At 40.2% G+C, this 17,004-nt stretch carries 15 protein-coding genes; 10 read left to right on the top strand and 5 right to left on the bottom strand.

Annotated elements, in window-relative coordinates; genetic code table 11:
* Positions 1-11 precede the first annotated feature (11 nt).
* The 6 genes from bufB to ACMUMJ_RS00135 all read left to right on the top strand — a co-directional run bounded on the left by bufB (position 12) and on the right by ACMUMJ_RS00135 (position 4,224).
* Positions 12-857, top strand: a complete 846-nt coding sequence (bufB, locus tag ACMUMJ_RS00110; RefSeq protein WP_414676760.1) for an MNIO family bufferin maturase — start codon at positions 12-14, stop codon at positions 855-857.
* Positions 854-1,615 carry an HvfC/BufC family peptide modification chaperone gene (locus ACMUMJ_RS00115; RefSeq protein ID WP_414676761.1) on the top strand — a complete coding sequence of 254 codons (762 nt, stop codon included), beginning with the start codon at positions 854-856 and terminating at the stop codon, positions 1,613-1,615. Before bufB ends, ACMUMJ_RS00115 begins: the two co-directional genes overlap by 4 nt.
* A gap of 12 nt (positions 1,616-1,627) precedes the next feature.
* Entirely contained in the window at positions 1,628-2,164 is a 537-nt protein-coding gene (locus ACMUMJ_RS00120; protein WP_414676762.1) for a DoxX family protein, read from the top strand.
* A gap of 217 nt (positions 2,165-2,381) precedes the next feature.
* Complete coding sequence (locus tag ACMUMJ_RS00125; protein ID WP_414676763.1) at positions 2,382-2,909, top strand: HugZ family pyridoxamine 5'-phosphate oxidase; 528 nt, start codon at positions 2,382-2,384, stop codon at positions 2,907-2,909.
* 42 nt (positions 2,910-2,951) lie between these two features.
* Positions 2,952-3,584, top strand: coding sequence for a TetR family transcriptional regulator C-terminal domain-containing protein (locus ACMUMJ_RS00130; protein ID WP_414676764.1), 633 nt, complete (start codon positions 2,952-2,954; stop codon positions 3,582-3,584).
* A gap of 319 nt (positions 3,585-3,903) precedes the next feature.
* A complete protein-coding gene (locus ACMUMJ_RS00135) occupies positions 3,904-4,224 on the top strand; it encodes a heavy metal-binding domain-containing protein (protein ID WP_414676765.1) in 321 nt (106 codons plus the stop codon).
* A gap of 133 nt (positions 4,225-4,357) precedes the next feature.
* On the opposite strand, the gene guaD is transcribed toward ACMUMJ_RS00135, so the two are convergent.
* The 4 genes from guaD to dbpA form a co-directional block, all read right to left on the bottom strand.
* On the bottom strand, positions 4,358-5,668 hold the full coding sequence (gene guaD, locus ACMUMJ_RS00140) for a guanine deaminase (protein ID WP_414676766.1): 1,311 nt from the start codon (positions 5,666-5,668) through the stop codon (positions 4,358-4,360).
* A gap of 21 nt (positions 5,669-5,689) precedes the next feature.
* Positions 5,690-8,062, bottom strand: coding sequence for a xanthine dehydrogenase molybdopterin binding subunit (gene xdhB, locus ACMUMJ_RS00145; RefSeq protein ID WP_414676767.1), 2,373 nt, complete (start codon positions 8,060-8,062; stop codon positions 5,690-5,692).
* Complete coding sequence (xdhA, locus tag ACMUMJ_RS00150; protein ID WP_414676768.1) at positions 8,055-9,521, bottom strand: xanthine dehydrogenase small subunit; 1,467 nt, start codon at positions 9,519-9,521, stop codon at positions 8,055-8,057. Before xdhA ends, xdhB begins: the two co-directional genes overlap by 8 nt.
* 356 nt (positions 9,522-9,877) lie before the next feature.
* Positions 9,878-11,263, bottom strand: coding sequence for an ATP-dependent RNA helicase DbpA (dbpA, locus tag ACMUMJ_RS00155; protein ID WP_414676769.1), 1,386 nt, complete (start codon positions 11,261-11,263; stop codon positions 9,878-9,880).
* Between the two features lie 292 nt (positions 11,264-11,555).
* Between dbpA and ACMUMJ_RS00160 the strand changes: the two genes are divergently transcribed.
* Positions 11,556-13,847, top strand: coding sequence for a bifunctional diguanylate cyclase/phosphodiesterase (locus tag ACMUMJ_RS00160; RefSeq protein WP_414676770.1), 2,292 nt, complete (start codon positions 11,556-11,558; stop codon positions 13,845-13,847).
* A 95-nt stretch (positions 13,848-13,942) separates the two neighbouring features.
* On the opposite strand, the gene ACMUMJ_RS00165 is transcribed toward ACMUMJ_RS00160, so the two are convergent.
* Positions 13,943-14,896, bottom strand: a complete 954-nt coding sequence (locus tag ACMUMJ_RS00165) for a LysR family transcriptional regulator (protein ID WP_414676771.1) — start codon at positions 14,894-14,896, stop codon at positions 13,943-13,945.
* 162 nt (positions 14,897-15,058) lie between these two features.
* Here ACMUMJ_RS00165 and ACMUMJ_RS00170 point away from each other — a divergent pair, with 162 nt between their 5' ends.
* The 3 genes from ACMUMJ_RS00170 to ACMUMJ_RS00180 all read left to right on the top strand — a co-directional run bounded on the left by ACMUMJ_RS00170 (position 15,059) and on the right by ACMUMJ_RS00180 (position 16,853).
* Positions 15,059-15,910, top strand: a complete 852-nt coding sequence (locus tag ACMUMJ_RS00170) for an L-dopachrome tautomerase-related protein (protein ID WP_414676772.1) — start codon at positions 15,059-15,061, stop codon at positions 15,908-15,910.
* A 43-nt stretch (positions 15,911-15,953) separates the two neighbouring features.
* Positions 15,954-16,166, top strand: coding sequence for a hypothetical protein (locus ACMUMJ_RS00175; protein ID WP_414676773.1), 213 nt, complete (start codon positions 15,954-15,956; stop codon positions 16,164-16,166).
* A gap of 138 nt (positions 16,167-16,304) precedes the next feature.
* Positions 16,305-16,853, top strand: a complete 549-nt coding sequence (locus tag ACMUMJ_RS00180) for a thioredoxin family protein (protein ID WP_414676774.1) — start codon at positions 16,305-16,307, stop codon at positions 16,851-16,853.
* Positions 16,854-17,004: the final 151 nt, after the last annotated feature.

Below are 17,004 nucleotides of genomic sequence, written 5' to 3' on the forward strand. Positions count from 1 at the left end.
TTTGTTTGATGATGAACGCACTTCCTTTAAAAGGATTAGCGGGCATTAATTTAAAGCCTCAACATTATGATGAGGCTTTAAATTTAACAGACCCAACATATTGGTTTGAAGTTCATACTGAGAACTACTTTGTTGAAGGTGGCCCTCGGTTAGATTACCTTCGAAAACTGTCTCAGCGTTTCCCGATAAGTTTCCATGGAGTGGGTGCTTCTTTAGGGAATACGTTTGATCGCTTTCCCAAACACTTACAGCAAGTAGCTCAACTTGTTAAAGAGTTCAATCCCACACTTGTTTCTGAACATGCAACTTGGTCTGCTCATCAAAACAATTACTTTGCTGATTTATTGCCTCTCCCTAAAACCAAGTTAGCTTTACAGCAATTGTGTGATGGAATTGATCGTTATCAAAATGCCATAGGCCGATCAATATTAATTGAAAACCCAAGTAATTATTTAGATTTCACATCCGAATTAGATGAACCTGATTTTCTAATGGAAGCAGTTTATAAAACAGGCTGTGGCTTACTTGTTGACGTTAACAATTTATATATAAGCCATAAGAATTGTGGTTTGGACATTATTGATTATTTTTCTCGAATAGATCCCTGCGTTGTTGGTGAAATACATATTGCAGGTTTTTCTCATGATGCTCATTTTACTGATTCGTTATTAATCGACAGTCATGGTGCTCCTGTGGATGACAAGGTGTGGCACTATTTAGAGTTAGCGTTAAAAGCGTTCGGTGCGGTGCCTGTATTACTAGAAAGAGACGATAATATTCCGTCTTTTAATGACTTAAGGGCGGAGAGAGAAACTGCTCAAACGCTATTAAATTCGTTAATCTCTGAGGTGATATGAATCCATTAGCCGATTATTTTAATGGTTTTTCTAATTTCTTAAGAACGGGTTCTAATGAGTTGATTGTTGACTTTTTGGACGGTGAAAGAAATTCAGATTTCATGTCTATCTATCGCAATGGTTTTTTTAAATCGTGTCAATCGGCTCTTAAAGCAAATTTCCCCAGTGTTGTGAACCTTTTGGGAGAGGAGTACTTTACTCAAATTGCGGGTTCCTACATAACGCATTACCCACCTAAAAAATCCACTCTTATTGGTTATGGAGAAGATGAGTTTGTTGACTTTTTATTTGAAACGGTTGTTGATTTACCGTATTTGAAAGATTTTGCGTTGTTGGATTTATACTGGCTAACGTCTTTAAATAGCAAAGAGAGCCAGGTTTGGGACAGTGAATCGGTCACCCAAATGGCATTGAAAGACATTGATTTAAGCCAAGTTCCAGTTTCTTTAGTGGAATCAGCACATCTTATTACAACAACGTTTTCAGTGTTAAGCACTTGGACTCTGTTGAAGCGAGGAGACGCATTAGAAGAACGCACAAAATTGATACCAGAAGAGCAATCTATTCTTATTTGGCGTTGCGCAGGAGAAGTAAGGGTTCGAGTTTTGGATAAACTTGATCTAGTATTATTACAGTCTTTAAAGAAGGGCGCCACGTTAGAAAAGGCAACATTAAGTGTTTTGGAAATAGAAGCAAACTTCGACATTTCTGAATATTTTTCAGAACTGTTACAAAATCGATTATTAACTCTGCTGTAATAAGGTGTGTTTATGGGGATGTTTTCAAAGCTTTCTGAATTATACGTGTCTATTTTTGAAATGGTCAGTAAATGGCTAGCTCCTTTGGTGCTGTTAGGGCTACGAGTGCAGATTGCCAATGTGTTTTTGTCTTCTGGGTTGTCTAAATGGAATGGTTTTTTGCAATTTAATGCGGACAAATACGATTTGTTTCTATATGAATTCTTTTGTCCAGACCCTGTTCGACCAGGTGCGTTGCTATTATGTAACCCCGAAACACTGGATTATGAAGCCGGTTCTTTAATGGTGAGTTTTATAGAGCTTCTAGCCGTTGTAGCAGGTATTGTTGAAGTTGTACTACCCATTTTACTGATTGTTGGTTTCTTGTCTCGGTTTGCTTCGATTGGATTAATTGGCATGACCTTGTTTATACAATTAGCCGTTTTTCCTGAATGGGATCATTGGGTTAATCCAGCGTCGTGGTGGTTAGGTGTCTTAATGGTGTTATTGGTATTTGGGCCGGGTAAATTGTCGCTTGACCGCTTCTTAGGGCTAGAGAGAAATAAGTAAATACCTTGTTTTACTGTTGTTTTTTGAGAAGCATGGCCTTGCCCATGCTTTTTTTATGCATGAAGTAAGCTCAAAATTTTTAAAAATTATGCGAGTACACTGCTTTTATTAATATGCTAGTTACGATCAAAATTTATATATTGGTCGATTCATACTATTATTATAAGAATTCAGGCTGTGCTTGGTGTGTTTGTACTGTGAAAGATGAGCGCTAAAAATGAAAAATAAGATATTACAACAGCAATTGAATATGGAAATTATGGAGCTGTTACAAAGGAACAAAAGTCTGTTTTTATCATCATTAAATGCCGATGGTTCGCCCCATTCTTCCTATGCGCCTTTTGCAATGAAAGAGGATGAGTTGTTTATTCTTATTAGTGGATTGGCTGCTCATACTCAAAACTTGCTTAGATGCTCTCAAGTATCGGCATTAATAATGGAAGACGAATCCCAGAGTGATGAAATTTTTGCTCGACTAAGGGTTACTTATGATTTACAAGTCAATGTTGTTGAATCTCAAAGTGTTGCATGGGAAGAGGGCGTTGCAATATTGCAGGCTCGTTTAGGTGACAGAGTTACGCAAATTAGCCAGCTCGGTGATTTTGTGCTTTTCAAACTTGTTCCTATAAAGGGCCGTTTCGTAAAGGGTTTTGGTAAGGCGTATGAGGTTTTAGGTGGGACACTTGCTGGTCAGGATGTGATTCATATTTCTCCGAGAATGTTGTCTGAAGGGTCCCAACTTTGATGAATTGACGGTATTTATTGTAAATAGAAAAAGGAAATGTGTGTGAGCAAGCGACAAGTAAATCGTGATGAGGTGCGTTTACGCATTCTTGATGCTGCAGAAATTGAATTTGGCCTAAAAGGATACAGTGGCGCGAGTTTGCAGCATATCGCAGAACAAGCGAATCTACCAAAAGCAAACATCGTTTATTATTTCGAATCAAAATTAAATTTATATAAAACCGTATTAAATCGTATTGCGACCATCTGGAATGATGTTTTTGATAAGGCAACGATCGAGGATGACCCCGCTGTTGTTTTAGATAAATTTATTCGAACCAAGCTGATTCAAAGTATAGAAAGGCCGAGAAGTTCGAGAATTTTTGCTATGGAGGTAATTCAAGGAGCGCACCATCTAGATGACTTTTTAACAGACAGCCTTCGACCTTGGTTTCAAGGGCGGGTAAAAGTGATAGAAGGTTGGATAGAGCAAGGAAAAATGAAAGCTGTAGACCCTGCCAGTCTGATTTTTATGATCTGGTCGACGACACAGCATTATGCGGATTTTGAATCACAGGTCTTAGCATTGACGAATCAGTCTTGCTTGGATGACGTAGGGCTAAAGCGAATCGGGGATACCATTAGCCACATAATATTGACAGGATGTGGGCTGGATATGCCACCAGAAGCAGTATAAATCAACGTTATATGCTTCTTTCTGTGGTGTACGTTTATGTTGTGAAGGTATGTGGTAAGAAATGAATGGTCACCCTTAGCGTTTCTACTGGAATGCTTCGGAATTTGCTCATAGACCCTATTAAAAGAGGGTCCATATAAGGCATCACCGCAAGAGTAATCGCTTTAGATAAACCATAGCGATTTGTGGGTGTGGATGATCATAGAAGGAACGCCTTATAGGATTCCGTAGAAAATACATATCATAAGTTTTAAGAGGGCGCTTTGACAGGGGAATCTACAAATTAGATTTTTTGTGTTATCCATAGAGGGAAATTAGAATGATTTATTCAACAATCGAAACGATACCGGGAAAAGAAATAACGGAAATCGTTGGTGTGGTGACTGGTAACGTTGTCCAGGCGAAACACATTGGACGAGATATCATGGCAGGGCTTAAGAGTATTGTTGGTGGCGAAATACGGGGGTACACCGAAATGTTAGCAGAGGCGAGAAACATTGCTATTCAGCGTTTGGTAGAGAATGCTGAACTCTTAGATGCCGATGCTGTAGTTGGTATTCGCTTTACCACCAGTACTATTATGGATGGCTCTTCCGAAATAATGGTGTTTGGAACGGCGGTTAAGCTGGGTGTGAAATAAGATGTCGACAGGGGTTGCTGGTTTTTGCTAAATGCATTTTTAGTTCATAGAAAAACCGACTTAACCCCTTGCACCACTAAAGCATGTGATTTTTACATGTGTTGTCTCGCTGTGGCTTTTTGATGGCCATTTTTTAACTGTCACGAGAGTGAACGCATTTACCTGCAGAATAGGTTCTCGCAATGGTACGATCATCTCCTAATGTCATTAATACAAAGAGTGTCTCATCTAGGGTTTTAGATTGATCTAAGCGGAACGTTAATAAAGGCGTCGCATGATAGTCTAGGATCACAAAATCGGCTTCAGTGCCAACGGCAAGATTACCAATCTTATTTTCTAGTCTAAGCGCTTTTGCGCCTCCTAATGTTGCCAGATACAAGGATTTAAAAGGGCTTAATTTTTCTCCCTGAAGTTGAATAACTTTATAGGCTTCGCTGATGGTTTGCAGCATTGAAAAACTGGTGCCACCGCCCACATCCGTACCTAATCCAACGTTTACTTTATGCTCTTCCGCTTTATTTAAACGGAACAATCCACTGCCTAAAAATAAGTTAGAGGTTGGGCAAAATGCAATGGCCGAACCTGTGTCGTGCAGCCTATGGTATTCGTCATCACATAAATGGATACCATGAGCAAAAACCGAGCGCTCACTAAGTAATTTATGCTGATCATAAACGTCTAAATAGTGTTTACTTTCAGGGAAAAGAGAGCTTACCCATTCACATTCTTGTTGATTTTCGGACAAGTGAGTGTGCAGGTAAAGGTGATCAAATTCTTGTAATAACTCACCGGCTTGGGTTAATTGCTCCGATGTGCTTGTCGGTGCAAAGCGAGGTGTTACGGCATAATGTAAGCGACCTTTTTCATGCCATTTTTCAATTAACGCTTTGCTGTCTTGATAGCTTGATTCCTCTGTATCGACTAAAAAGTCAGGTGCATGTCGATCCATCATCACTTTGCCACAAATCATTCTTAAATTATGCGTTTCGCAGGCTTCAAAAAACGCATCGACGGATTCTTTATGGACGGTGCCGAAAACCAACGCAGTGGTGGTGCCATTGCGTAAAAGTTCTTTCAAGAAGACATCTGCAACCTTGCGGGCATAGTCTTTGTCATGGAACTCTCCTTCTGCTGGAAAGGTGTAATTGTTGAGCCAATCTAATAATTGCTCTCCATAGGATCCGATAATGCCTGTTTGCGGATAATGGATATGAGTGTCTACAAATCCTGCTGTAATAAGGCCATGTTCTACTGTAGTAATGTCTGCTTTATCTTGATAAATTGGTAATAACTCTTTGCTTTCGCCAACGGCAATAATCTTGTCATTCTCGACAACCAATAGACCATCTTCAAAATACTGATAGGATGCATCTATACCAACGTCGGCTGGGTCTGCAACGCTGTGTACAATGGCTGAACGCCAAGCTTGTATTGAATTTGTCATTAAAAGTGCTTCTCTATGTCGTTAAATCGTTCGATGAATCATTCTTTGTTTAATGTCTTGAATACCAAAAAGTACTTTTTCAGGCGTTGCTGGGGCATCGATTTTTGGTTGGATTCGGTAATCTGCAATAGAAGCAACCGCATCTTTGATGGCGCACCATGCTGCAATGCCTAGCATAAATGGCGGCTCACCTACTGCTTTAGAGTGGTAAACCGTGTCCTCTGGGTTTTTCCTGCTTTCAACCAAATTCACTCTAAAGTCCAGCGGTGTGTCAGCAATGGCTGGGATTTTATAGCTTGCTGGAGAATGGGTCATTAGACGCCCGGCATCGTTCCAGACTAATTCTTCGGTTGTTAACCACCCCATGCCTTGAATAAAACCACCTTCAATTTGGCCTACATCAATGGCTGGGTTTAAGCTGGCTCCAACATCATGAAGAATGTCGGTGCGGAGCATTTTATATTCCCCAGTAAAGCTGTCTACTATTACTTCACAGCAGGCCATACCATAAGCGTAATAATAAAAAGGGTGTCCGCTCGCGGTATCACGATGGTAATGAATTTTAGGTGTTTTATAGTACCCAGTACTGGAAAGAGATATTTGACTGAAATAGGCCAATTGAATCAGCGCTTCAAAGGGGCAGTAATGGGAACCAATTCGAACATGACTGTTTTGAAAAGTTATCTCGTCTTCGGCTACAGAATAGTGAGCCGCTGCAAAATGAATAAGGCGATTTTTTAAGGTTAAAGCTGCATTTTGAGCCGCTTTTCCATTTAGGTCGGTGCCAGAGGATGCCGCTGTTGGTGATGTGTTCGGTACTTTTTCGGTATTAGTTGCAGTAATGTGTATTCGATCGCAATCTACTTGGAAGACCTCTGCAACAATTTGCGCCACTTTGGTATTCAAACCTTGTCCCATTTCTGTGCCTCCATGATTTAGATGAATGCTACCATCTGTATAAATATGGATGAGAGCTCCGGCTTGATTTAAAAAAGTGGCTGTAAAGGAAATGCCAAATTTCACAGGGGTCATTGCCAATCCTTTTTTTAAGATTGGGCTGGTTTTGTTAAATTGGGTGATGTCTTGACGCCGAGCGTAATAATCACTGCTTTTTACTAAACTGTCTGTTATTTCAGGCAGTATGTTCTGCTCTATTTTTTGATGGTAAGGCGTCGTGTTGCGTGTTTCCGTGTCATAGTAATTGGCTCGACGTACTTCTAAAGGGTCTTTGTTTAAATTACGAGCGATGGTGTCCATTATATTTTCTATTGGCACCATGCCTTGTGGGCCACCAAACCCTCTATAGGCTGTGTTTGATGCGGTATTGGTTTTGCATCGATGACCTGTGATGGTAGCGTCTTTTAAAAAATACGCATTGTCTGCATGGAACATGGCTCTATCCACAATGGAGCCTGAAAGGTCAGGTGAAAAACCGCAATTGCCTGCTAACTGGATATCAACGCCATGTAAGCGACCGTCATCGTCATACCCTATGTCATAAGTAACAAAAAATGGATGACGTTTGCCTGTGATCATCATGTCTTCCATTCGTGGTAAGCGCATTTTAGTGGGTTGTTTGGTTAAGTGAGCAATAACCGCACATAGGCATGCAGGAATTGCGGCTTGAGTTTCTTTACCGCCAAAGCCGCCGCCCATACGACGCATATCAACCACAACTTGGTGCATGGGGACCGCAAGTACACTGGCTACCAGTTTCTGTATTTCAGTGGGGTTTTGTGTTGAGCTGTAGACGATCATGCCATTGTCTTCTGTGGGCATAACCGACGCGATCTGAGTTTCTAAATAAAAGTGTTCTTGTCCACCGATGTGCAATTTACCTTGAATTCGATGAGGAGCAGTGGATAATGCAGCCTTTGAATCACCTTGCTTGTGCTGGTGGCTCTCTAGTACAAAGTGCTTTTTTTCTAGGGCTTCTTCAATATCTAAAATGGCGTCTAATTCTTCGTATTCAATAATGGCCGAGGCGGCGGCTTTCCGAGCTATATCATGATTGGACGCCGCAACGGCAATAACCGGTTGTCCATAATACTCAACAAGACCATTGGCTAATAAAGGGTCGCCTGCGTGTACCGCTCCAATGTCTAAATTGCCGGGGACATCGTTGGCAGAAATGACTAAGCGAACCCCGGGGAATTGATAGCAAGGCGAGGTATCAATAGACAGAATACGAGCATGAGCTTTGTCGCTAGTACGAGCGTAGACATGCAATTGATTGGGGAACTCTAATTTATCATCTATGTACTGCGCTGCTCCAGATACTTGCTTTTCGGCACTCTCGTGTTTTATAGAGCGGCCCACACCCGTTGTAATGGATTGAGAAAAGAGTGTTTCTAATTCAGCTTGAGTTTGTTTTTTAGTCGATGCGTTAGGCATGGGCCGTTACTCGTGTTTGTGAATAGACGTTCTCGACCTTATTGATCCGTTGAGCGTGTGTTTCTAGATAGTATTTGCGAAGCAAGTTTTGTCCGATTAACAGTCTATATTCTTTAGACGCTCTAAAATCACTCAAAGGTGTGAAGTCTTGCTCTAATGCATTGCAAGCCAACTCAAAAACGGATTCCTGAAATTCCTGCCCCGTCAGCACCTGCTCACAATGGGAAGCGCGTTTAGGTATGCCAGCCATCCCGCCAAAGGCAATTCTTGCGTCCATTATTCGATTGTTATGCAGAGTTAGGTTAATACCCAAACAAACGGCAGAGATATCGTCGTCGAGTCTTTTGGATACTTTATACGCTTTAAATAGAGTTGCTGTGTGTTTAGGTATAATGATTTTCTCGATAAACTCAGACGATTGTCTTACGGTTTTTTTGTAATCTAAAAAATAGTCTTCAATTGAAATGCGTCTACGGTCATTACCTCGACGTAATTGCAGTGTTGCACCCAGGGCAATGAGCAGTGGAGGAGCGTCCCCAATGGGTGATGCATTGGCAATGTTGCCTCCTAATGTTCCTTGATTGCGTATTTGCAAAGAAGCAAAACGATGCAGTAATTCACCAAAATCCGGATAGTCATCCGCTAAAGCAGAATAACAATCAGTTAATGAGCGTGCTGAGCCAATTTCTAAGCGATTATCAAAAACATCCATATTTTTCATATCGGCTACATTTCCCAGATAAATTAGAGTAGGTAGTGCGCGATGGAATTGAGTGACTTCCAGTGCTAAATCCGTTCCTCCTGCGAGTAAACGTGCATCGGGATTATTCAGATAACATTCAGCCAATTCATCGCTATTTGAAGGAGAAAAGCATTGATGATCTTCGGTACGAAAACCCAACTTACTCATCGTTGGAATGGCGTTAAGTTGCTTAAGTGTTGTTGTTTCTAGTGTGTCGAATTGGTCTGTCGCTTTTTGATTACACGCTTTCTCTGCGGCATCATAAATAGGCCGATACCCTGTGCAGCGGCATAAATTGCCAGAAAGTGCTTCTATTGTTTTTGATTTATCGTATTTTTCTTGATTTTTTTGTAAAGAAAATAACGACATAACGAAGCCAGGTGTACAAAAACCGCATTGAGATCCGTGACAATTTGCCATTGCCTGTTGGGTAGAGTGCAGTATGTTATTTTCTTGTAAGTCTTCTACCGTAATAAGTTGCTTGCCATGTAATGCACTGATAAAGGTTAAGCACGCATTGATGCTGGTGTATCGTAACTGTTTACGAGAGTTATTTGGTTCTGCTAAAACTACTGTGCAAGCACCGCAGTCCCCAGAAGCACAACCTTCTTTTGTTCCTGTCTTATTAAGAACAGTCCGTAGGTAATTTAAAACAGTCAGGTTAGGGTCAAGATTACGCTCCGTTCGTAATTCTTGATTGTGTAAAAATTGAATCAAAGCGAATCTCCTTAATAAATGCGGTTATAAAATGGCATGTGTATTTTTAATATAGCGACGGGCTATTCTCATGGCGTTCTAAACGAGTTTAGATAAAACTTAACCGATCGGTCAAATTCTAATGTGTTTATTTTGTGATTTAAATAATATTCGGATAGAAAGCGTTGAGTTTAGCAAAGCATTTTATATACCAAGTTAGGCTTTTTAATGTGTTTTGATCAGAATAGAGATATAAGGAAAAGGTAGGTTAAATGAGGTAGACGTGGTCGACTTTAAATAAAAGGCATATAAGTAAAGTCACCATCGTAAGACGAATCCGATGGTGACTATTAGGAAGGACGAGTCACAGTAGAGCGTTATCTCAATGATCGAACTTTAATGTTTCGACCTTTAATTTTTTTGTTTTGCAGTGCTGCTAGTGTGGATTTTACTAGATCACTTTGAATAGAGACATAAGCTTGAAAATCAAACACATCAATTTTACCAACTTGATCTTTATTTAAGCCAACTCCAGCAGTGAGTGCACCGACGATATCCCCGGGGCGAAGCTTATTTTTACGACCAGCATCAAAAGCTAACGTTGTCATAGTCGGAAATAAACGATAACCATAGTCAATTTCAGGGTCAATGTTTGTGAAGTTTGCAGTAATATTGAAGCGTTCCTCAACCCCTTTCACTTTGTAATCATCTTTATTCGTGACAAGATTAACCGCCATGCCTTTTGCACCTGCACGGCCTGTTCGACCAATTCGGTGAGTGTGAACATCAATGTCACGAGTCATATCGAAATTCACAACCATATCGATTTCTTTAACATCAATACCACGGGCGGCTACGTCTGTAGCAACCAATACGGACGTACTTGCATTACTGAATTGAACCAGTACTTGATCACGTTGGCGTTGATCTAAGTCTCCATGAATGGCTTTGGCGCTGACTTTATGATCATCTAGCCAATCGGCAACGGTTTGGCATTCGATTTTTGTATTGCAAAATACAATGACTTGACGAGGTGTGTAATAGCGGAAACTTGCCAATAAGCTTTCCAGTTTTGTTTCTTTATTAACACGAACAAAGCATTGCTCAATATCAGGTGTAAGTTGAGTATCTAACGCTATTTTTATGCTGATAGGTTCATCCTGAAACTCTTTGCTTAATTCGATAATTGTATCGGAATACGTTGCTGAGAAAAGTAATGTTTGTCTTCTGTCTGGCGTTTGTTCAATCACCGTTCGGATACTGTCAACAAAGCCCATATCAAGCATGCGGTCCGCTTCATCCAATACTAAAGTATTGAGGTGGTTTATTTTCAATGTCCCTTTGCGCAAATGCTCTAAAAGTCGCCCTGGTGTACCAACAACAATATGGGCACCATGCTCTAATGAACCAATTTGCGGGCCAAATGGCATACCACCACATAGGCTAAGTACCTTTATATTGTCCATGTAGCGTGCGATTTTGCGGATCTCTTTACACACTTGATCCGCCAGTTCACGAGTAGGGCACATAACTAAACCTTGTACTCCAAAAAACTTCGGATTGATTTTTGTTAGCATTCCAATGGCAAACGCAAGTGTCTTACCACTTCCTGTTTGTGCTTGTGCCAGCACATCAGAGCCGTTGATGATGGAAGGTAAGCTTTGTTCTTGAATTGGCGTAAAACCCGTGAAACCAAGATGGGATAAAAGCGTGGTTAATTTAGTGGGTAATGCTACGGGTAGAGTATGAGTAAAGATGGTCACGGTGGGCCTAATTTTGAAATGCTAAGAATAAGCCGCATTTTAGCACAAATCTTTTTTGCTTGCTGGGTAAAGTCACACGCTTTCCTATAAAGAGTCGAGGTAAGCATCAATCAATTAAATGTTCTAAATCGCTTTTTAAGGGTGTAACCTAGCGTATTATTAAGGATAATAAGAGAGTTTTAGTCTCGTGTTTGTTCATTATTTTCTATAGAAGACATTACATTACATTTGTTTATTTCTAATAGAGTAGTTTAGACACTATAGTTACGTTAGTAGATAAGAGGAATAAACAGTGTACTCAAAAGATTATCTAAATAAGTCTTACTTGTTAGTTTTCTTTCTAATTGCTTTTTGCGGTTTTGTGGCAACATTTAACTTATATCAACAAGAGAAAAACAGCGTTGCCTATGAACAAGGAGTTGTAGCGAATCGATTTGTATCGGCCCTGTCTATCTCTTTAAATAACTACGCTATTGAAGTTGCCGCCATTGTAGCTTTATTTGATTCTGTTAATGATGACACTATATCTCATGAACAATTTTCTCGTTTCAGTGACTCTCTTTTGGAACAAAATCTCAATCCCATTTCAAATGTGTATTTTGCAAAGTTTATTCGAGCTGAGGAGGTTGATGATTTTCTTCTAGAACAAAAGAAAATCATGAAACATCAAAACGTGCACATTTTCCCTGAAGGAGAGCGTGCGTTTTATTTACCCTTAACTTACGGCTTCCCCGATGTCATGCAACACGGCGCTGATTTACTTTCTAATGAATTACCTTATAAGGACTCAGTACAACTCGCCATAGACAGCAAAAAAACCGTAATGACACCACCACTCACACTCGCGAATGATAAGGTGAACGGTGATGATGAAAAAAATGCGTTTATATTGCGTCATGCGGTATTCAATCAACAGGGCGAGTTGAAAGGCATAGTCGGTATTGCTTTTAAAATTGATGGTTTACTTGATCAAATTGATTTCTTTTCAGGAAGCGATGTTGTTTATCGATTCGCGGATGTGACGGATCAAAAAGAGAACGATGCACCACATTGGTTCTATGACACGAGTCAGCATCAATTGCATAGTTTAAAGTCGACAAAAATGCACTCGAGCACATTGGATTTTGCTGGCCGTACTTGGTTGGTGGAAAGTTGCTCGCTTGAGAATCCATACACATTAATGCCTTGGAATATGTTGATTTTTCTTGTGGTGACCTATTTATTTTTAGCCATTCTGGTGAGCTTTTTTATTTATAAGTTAAGCCGAGCTTACAGTGAATCATTGGAGAAGGCAGAATATTTTTTATCAACTGATGAGCTAACGAACCTAAAAAGTCGACATGAAATAAACCATCAAGTGACTCAGCAAGTCGTGTTGGCGAGCGACCACTCTACATTTGCAGTGATGTTATTGGATCTTGATCACTTTAAAACGATTAATGATGCGTTTGGCTACTTTATTGGCGATAAACTATTGGTAAAAGTATCTCAAAGACTCTTAAGTGTACTGCCTGATGGGGCGCATATAGGTCGAGTTGGTGGTGATGAATTTTTGGTAATATTACCCACTGGTTCAACATTGGATCGTGAGCGGCTAATAGCGTTGGCCCAAGACATCATCGATCAAGTGAGTAAGAGCTATTTAGTAGATGAAAGAATATTAACGATAGGTTGTAGTGTAGGCATTTCAACTTACCCCGAGTTTGGTGAAGATGCTCCAACCTTAATGAAAAATGTTGATATGGCAATGCATAAGGCAAAAACACTTGGCCGTTCAACGTATCATTTTTACGACAGTGAAATGGGCGGGCGTTTGATTCGTAATGTTTTAATCGAAACAAGACTACGTTTGGCGATGCAAAATAATCAATTAGAACTGTATTTTCAGCCTAAAGTTGATTTAAAAACGTTACGCTGCATCGGACTAGAATCGTTATTAAGATGGGATGATGATGAGCTGGGCGCGGTTTCACCTGCTGAATTTATCCCTATAGCGGAGCGCTCTGGCATTATATTGCCTTTGGGTGAATGGGTAATCGAGCAAGCTTGTATCCACATTGCACAATGGCGTGATCGAGGCGAGTTTGTCCCACCTATCGCGATAAATTGCTCGGCGGCTCAGCTTAAACGCGCGGATTTCTTAGAACGATTGGTTGGATTCATTGAAAAGTATGAAATAGATACCAGTTTTATTGAGCTAGAGGTGACGGAGTCTATCTTAATTGAAGATGCAGAAGGTTGCGCAAAGCTGTTGTCTGAAGTGAGTCGATTAGGGATGAAAATTTCTTTAGATGATTTCGGTACAGGCTATTCAAGTTTGAGTTATCTGAAAGACTTGCCATTTGATTGTGTAAAAATTGATCAGGTGTTTATTCGAGATATTTTAGACAACGAAAAACACGCAGCGCTGGTTCGAGGGACTATTCAAATGAGCCACAGTTTCGGCTTGAATGTGGTATCAGAAGGCATAACAGATGATAAACAATTAGCGTTGTTAAGAGAGTACGGCTGTGATTTTGGCCAAGGCTATCTATTTGGTAAAGCCTATCCCCCTGACTTGGTCGCTTCGAAAATTGAGCCGTAATTGATTCTATAAATGATCTTTTATACATCCTGTTTATATGGCGGCTTTCTATTAATGAATAAACCGTTTAAGGAAGTAAATAATGAATAAACCGTTTAAGGAAGTAAAATCTCCTTCTCAATAAGTTGGCTTAAAATGTAGTGACACTTTTCTTTTAGAGTGTCTCTTAATTGTCTTGCCGCAGGGGTAATGGATTGTCTGCTTGGAAAAATAAGCCAAAGTTCTGTTGATATGGGTTTGTACTCTGGCATCACTGGGATAACCTTTTCTGACAATAATTCAGCTGAGATATCAAGGCTGGATTTCATGGCAATGCCCTTGCCTGCAACACACCAACGTTTGACTAAATCACCATCATTCGATGCACGATTTCCCGTCACTCTTACTTTATGTTTACTGTCTTCCTTAGAAAATTCCCAAACATCATGAAGAATATCGTATATCTGATACAGAAGTGCATTGTGAGATAACAGATCATTTGGCTGCTCAGGCGTACCATGTTCAGCCAAATAAGCCTGAGAGGCGCAGAGTAATCGAGGAACATTACAAATTTTAAAACCGTATTGATTTGAATCGTTAGGTGATCCATAGCGTAATGCAACATCAACCGCATCACGGTAAAAGTCAACGTTGCTATCACTGATGTGAGATCGTAAGCGGATATTTGGATGTTGCTCTATCATTTTATCTAACCAAGGCGTGACAAGGTTTCTACCCAAGTCAGATGACATTGCAATACGAATTTCTCCATCAATGACATTTAATTCATTTTTGATATTTTGTTTTGCTTGATCAAGTTCAAAAAGTGCTTTTTGACACTTTGGAATGTATTGCTCACCTGCGCTGGATATTCTCAACTGCCTAGTGGTTCGGATAAAAAGTTCAACCCCAAGAGATTGTTCAACTCGTTTTAATGCAGCACTGGCAGTCGCGGTACGCATGTCGAGATTTTCAGCAGCGGCGGTAATACTGCGAAACTCAGCAACTTTAAGGACAACTTGAAGGTCTTCTAAAAGCATATTAACTAAGAATATTTGATAAAGATTCAATTATTATGCTGTTTAAATGGAGGTAGTCAAGAGCTAGTATGCTTTCCAACAGGGTGATTGTTTAAATTTAATGTTATGACGATCTCAGTTATGAAGGTTAGAAGTAAACAGCACTCTTTTATGTAACTTTGAATTCGAGAACTCGTTTAGGAAAGCATTGATATGACAAAGCGCAAAATACAGTTGGCTTTAACCGCACTGACTCTAGTGGGTGCGTTGTCACCGATTACTCATGCAGCAGACGTTGGGCTTTTAGAGCCAGTCACGCAATTTACGGATGCACGAGGTGGTGGTATTACGATAACGCCTGCCGGTCGTATTATTGTTAGCATGCATCCGTTGGATGGTCCAAAACTGAAAGTCGTTGAAGTCATGGCAAATGGGGTGAAACAACCGTTTCCAACTCTTGATTGGGCGGATGGCCCTGAATTAGGAAAAGTCGGCTTATCGGCGGTTATTGGAGTGCATTCTGACAGTAAGGGCATCGTTTGGATGCTTGATATGGGAAGTGAAGCGTCTCCGGCAAAGCTTGTCGCTTGGAACAGTGTGAGCAATCAATTGCATAAAACCATCGAGCTGACGCCGTCTGCATTATTACCAAATTCGTTTTTACAAGATTTTGTTATTGACGAAAAACGTGGAAAAATCATTATTGCTGACATGTCTTTTGGTAACTTTTCGGGTGCAATAAAACCTGCTTTTATTGTTGTAGATTTGATCACAGGTAATGCAAAACGTGTATTAGAAGGCGCAGATGCCTTGATGCCTGAAGACAGAGACATTGTTATCGAAGCGTCGTTGTTAGCATCGAAATCAAAAGAAGGCGAAGTGACAAAGTTGCGTTTTGGATTGAATCCAATTGCCATGGATGATCGTTCGGAATGGGTGTATTTCGGTGCATTTACGGGCACTAAAATACATAGAATTTCTGCAGCAGCACTGGCGGATACGAAGTTTAGCGACAATCAATTAGAGTCTAAAATAGAAATATTCGGCCCCAAAAAAACCAAGTGATGGCATTGCTTATGCTCCCAGTGGTGGCATTATTGTTTCTGATTTGGAAAATAATGCAGTGGGGTTAACCACAAAAGGAAACTATGAAGTTTTAGTACAAGATAAGAGGTTGTCTTGGCCTGATAGCTTTGCAGTAAGCAACGACTATGTCTATGTCACTCAAGATCAATTGCATCAACATCCTGTTTTCAGCCAAGGTATGGGAAATGCGAAGCCACCTTATACTTTGTATCGCTTTCGTTATAATGCAAAATAGATAGTTAATAAAGCAAAGCACATACACAGTGTGTGCTTTGCTGTTGATGACGGGTCGAACGTTTTATTGTAAATGTTGCATCTTGTCTTTACTGTAATGACTGTTTTAAAAAACGAGCCGTTTATAAGGATTGATCTTATGTTGCTTGATACTCCGATTTGTGATTTTGGTTGGAAAGCGCCGGATTTCACGTTAAAAGATGCATTTGGGGAGCGTTTTAATTTACGTGATCAGCTAGGCGAAAAGGGCGTGTTGATTGCGTTTATTTGTAATCACTGTCCTTATGTTCAACGTATTGGGCATCGCCTTGCTGAAGATGCTGCATTGCTAATGTCTGAGGGTATAAATGTGCTTGCCATCATGTCAAATGACTACCATTTGATTCAATCAGACTCACCTGAAAACATGAAGTTATTTTCTGAAAAATACAGTTTTACTTTCCCTTATTTGATCGATGAAAATCAATCGGTTGGTAAACAATACGGTGCCATCTGTACACCGGATTTCTTTGGCTTTAATTCAAAGGGTGAGCTTCAGTATCGAGGACGTTTGGATGACGCTCGGATGAATGAATCTTCCGAAAGAGTGCCTGAACTGGTCAATGCCATGCGCATGATTGCTGAAACAGGCAATGGCCCAACGCAGCAGACCCCAAGTATGGGGTGTTCAATCAAATGGCGTTCATAATCTTTTAAAGGGAATTCATGTTTTAAGTGACAGTCATGATTATTGGGTCACTTTCAATTTTTTGATAGAGATTCAATAAAATGGCAGTTTAAAGCCTCTGAGTTAAGGACTACCATGCCTCTTTTAAGGGGTGCGAGCCAGTTAAACAGGT

Source organism: Marinomonas phycocola (genome assembly GCF_047525455.1).
Classification (GTDB): Bacteria; Pseudomonadota; Gammaproteobacteria; order Pseudomonadales; family Marinomonadaceae; genus Marinomonas.

Excerpts from the sequence above, each read along its gene's own strand:
- bufB (WP_414676760.1), top strand. The coding sequence starts at position 12 with ATGAACGCACTTCCTTTAAAAGGATTAGCGGGCATTAATTTAAAGCCT.
- ACMUMJ_RS00115 (WP_414676761.1), top strand. The coding sequence starts at position 854 with ATGAATCCATTAGCCGATTATTTTAATGGTTTTTCTAATTTCTTAAGA.
- ACMUMJ_RS00120 (WP_414676762.1), top strand. The coding sequence starts at position 1,628 with ATGGGGATGTTTTCAAAGCTTTCTGAATTATACGTGTCTATTTTTGAA.
- ACMUMJ_RS00125 (WP_414676763.1), top strand. The coding sequence starts at position 2,382 with ATGAAAAATAAGATATTACAACAGCAATTGAATATGGAAATTATGGAG.
- ACMUMJ_RS00135 (WP_414676765.1), top strand. The coding sequence starts at position 3,904 with ATGATTTATTCAACAATCGAAACGATACCGGGAAAAGAAATAACGGAA.
- guaD (WP_414676766.1), bottom strand. The coding sequence starts at position 5,668 with ATGACAAATTCAATACAAGCTTGGCGTTCAGCCATTGTACACAGCGTT.
- xdhB (WP_414676767.1), bottom strand. The coding sequence starts at position 8,062 with ATGCCTAACGCATCGACTAAAAAACAAACTCAAGCTGAATTAGAAACA.
- ACMUMJ_RS00170 (WP_414676772.1), top strand. The coding sequence starts at position 15,059 with ATGACAAAGCGCAAAATACAGTTGGCTTTAACCGCACTGACTCTAGTG.
- ACMUMJ_RS00180 (WP_414676774.1), top strand. The coding sequence starts at position 16,305 with ATGTTGCTTGATACTCCGATTTGTGATTTTGGTTGGAAAGCGCCGGAT.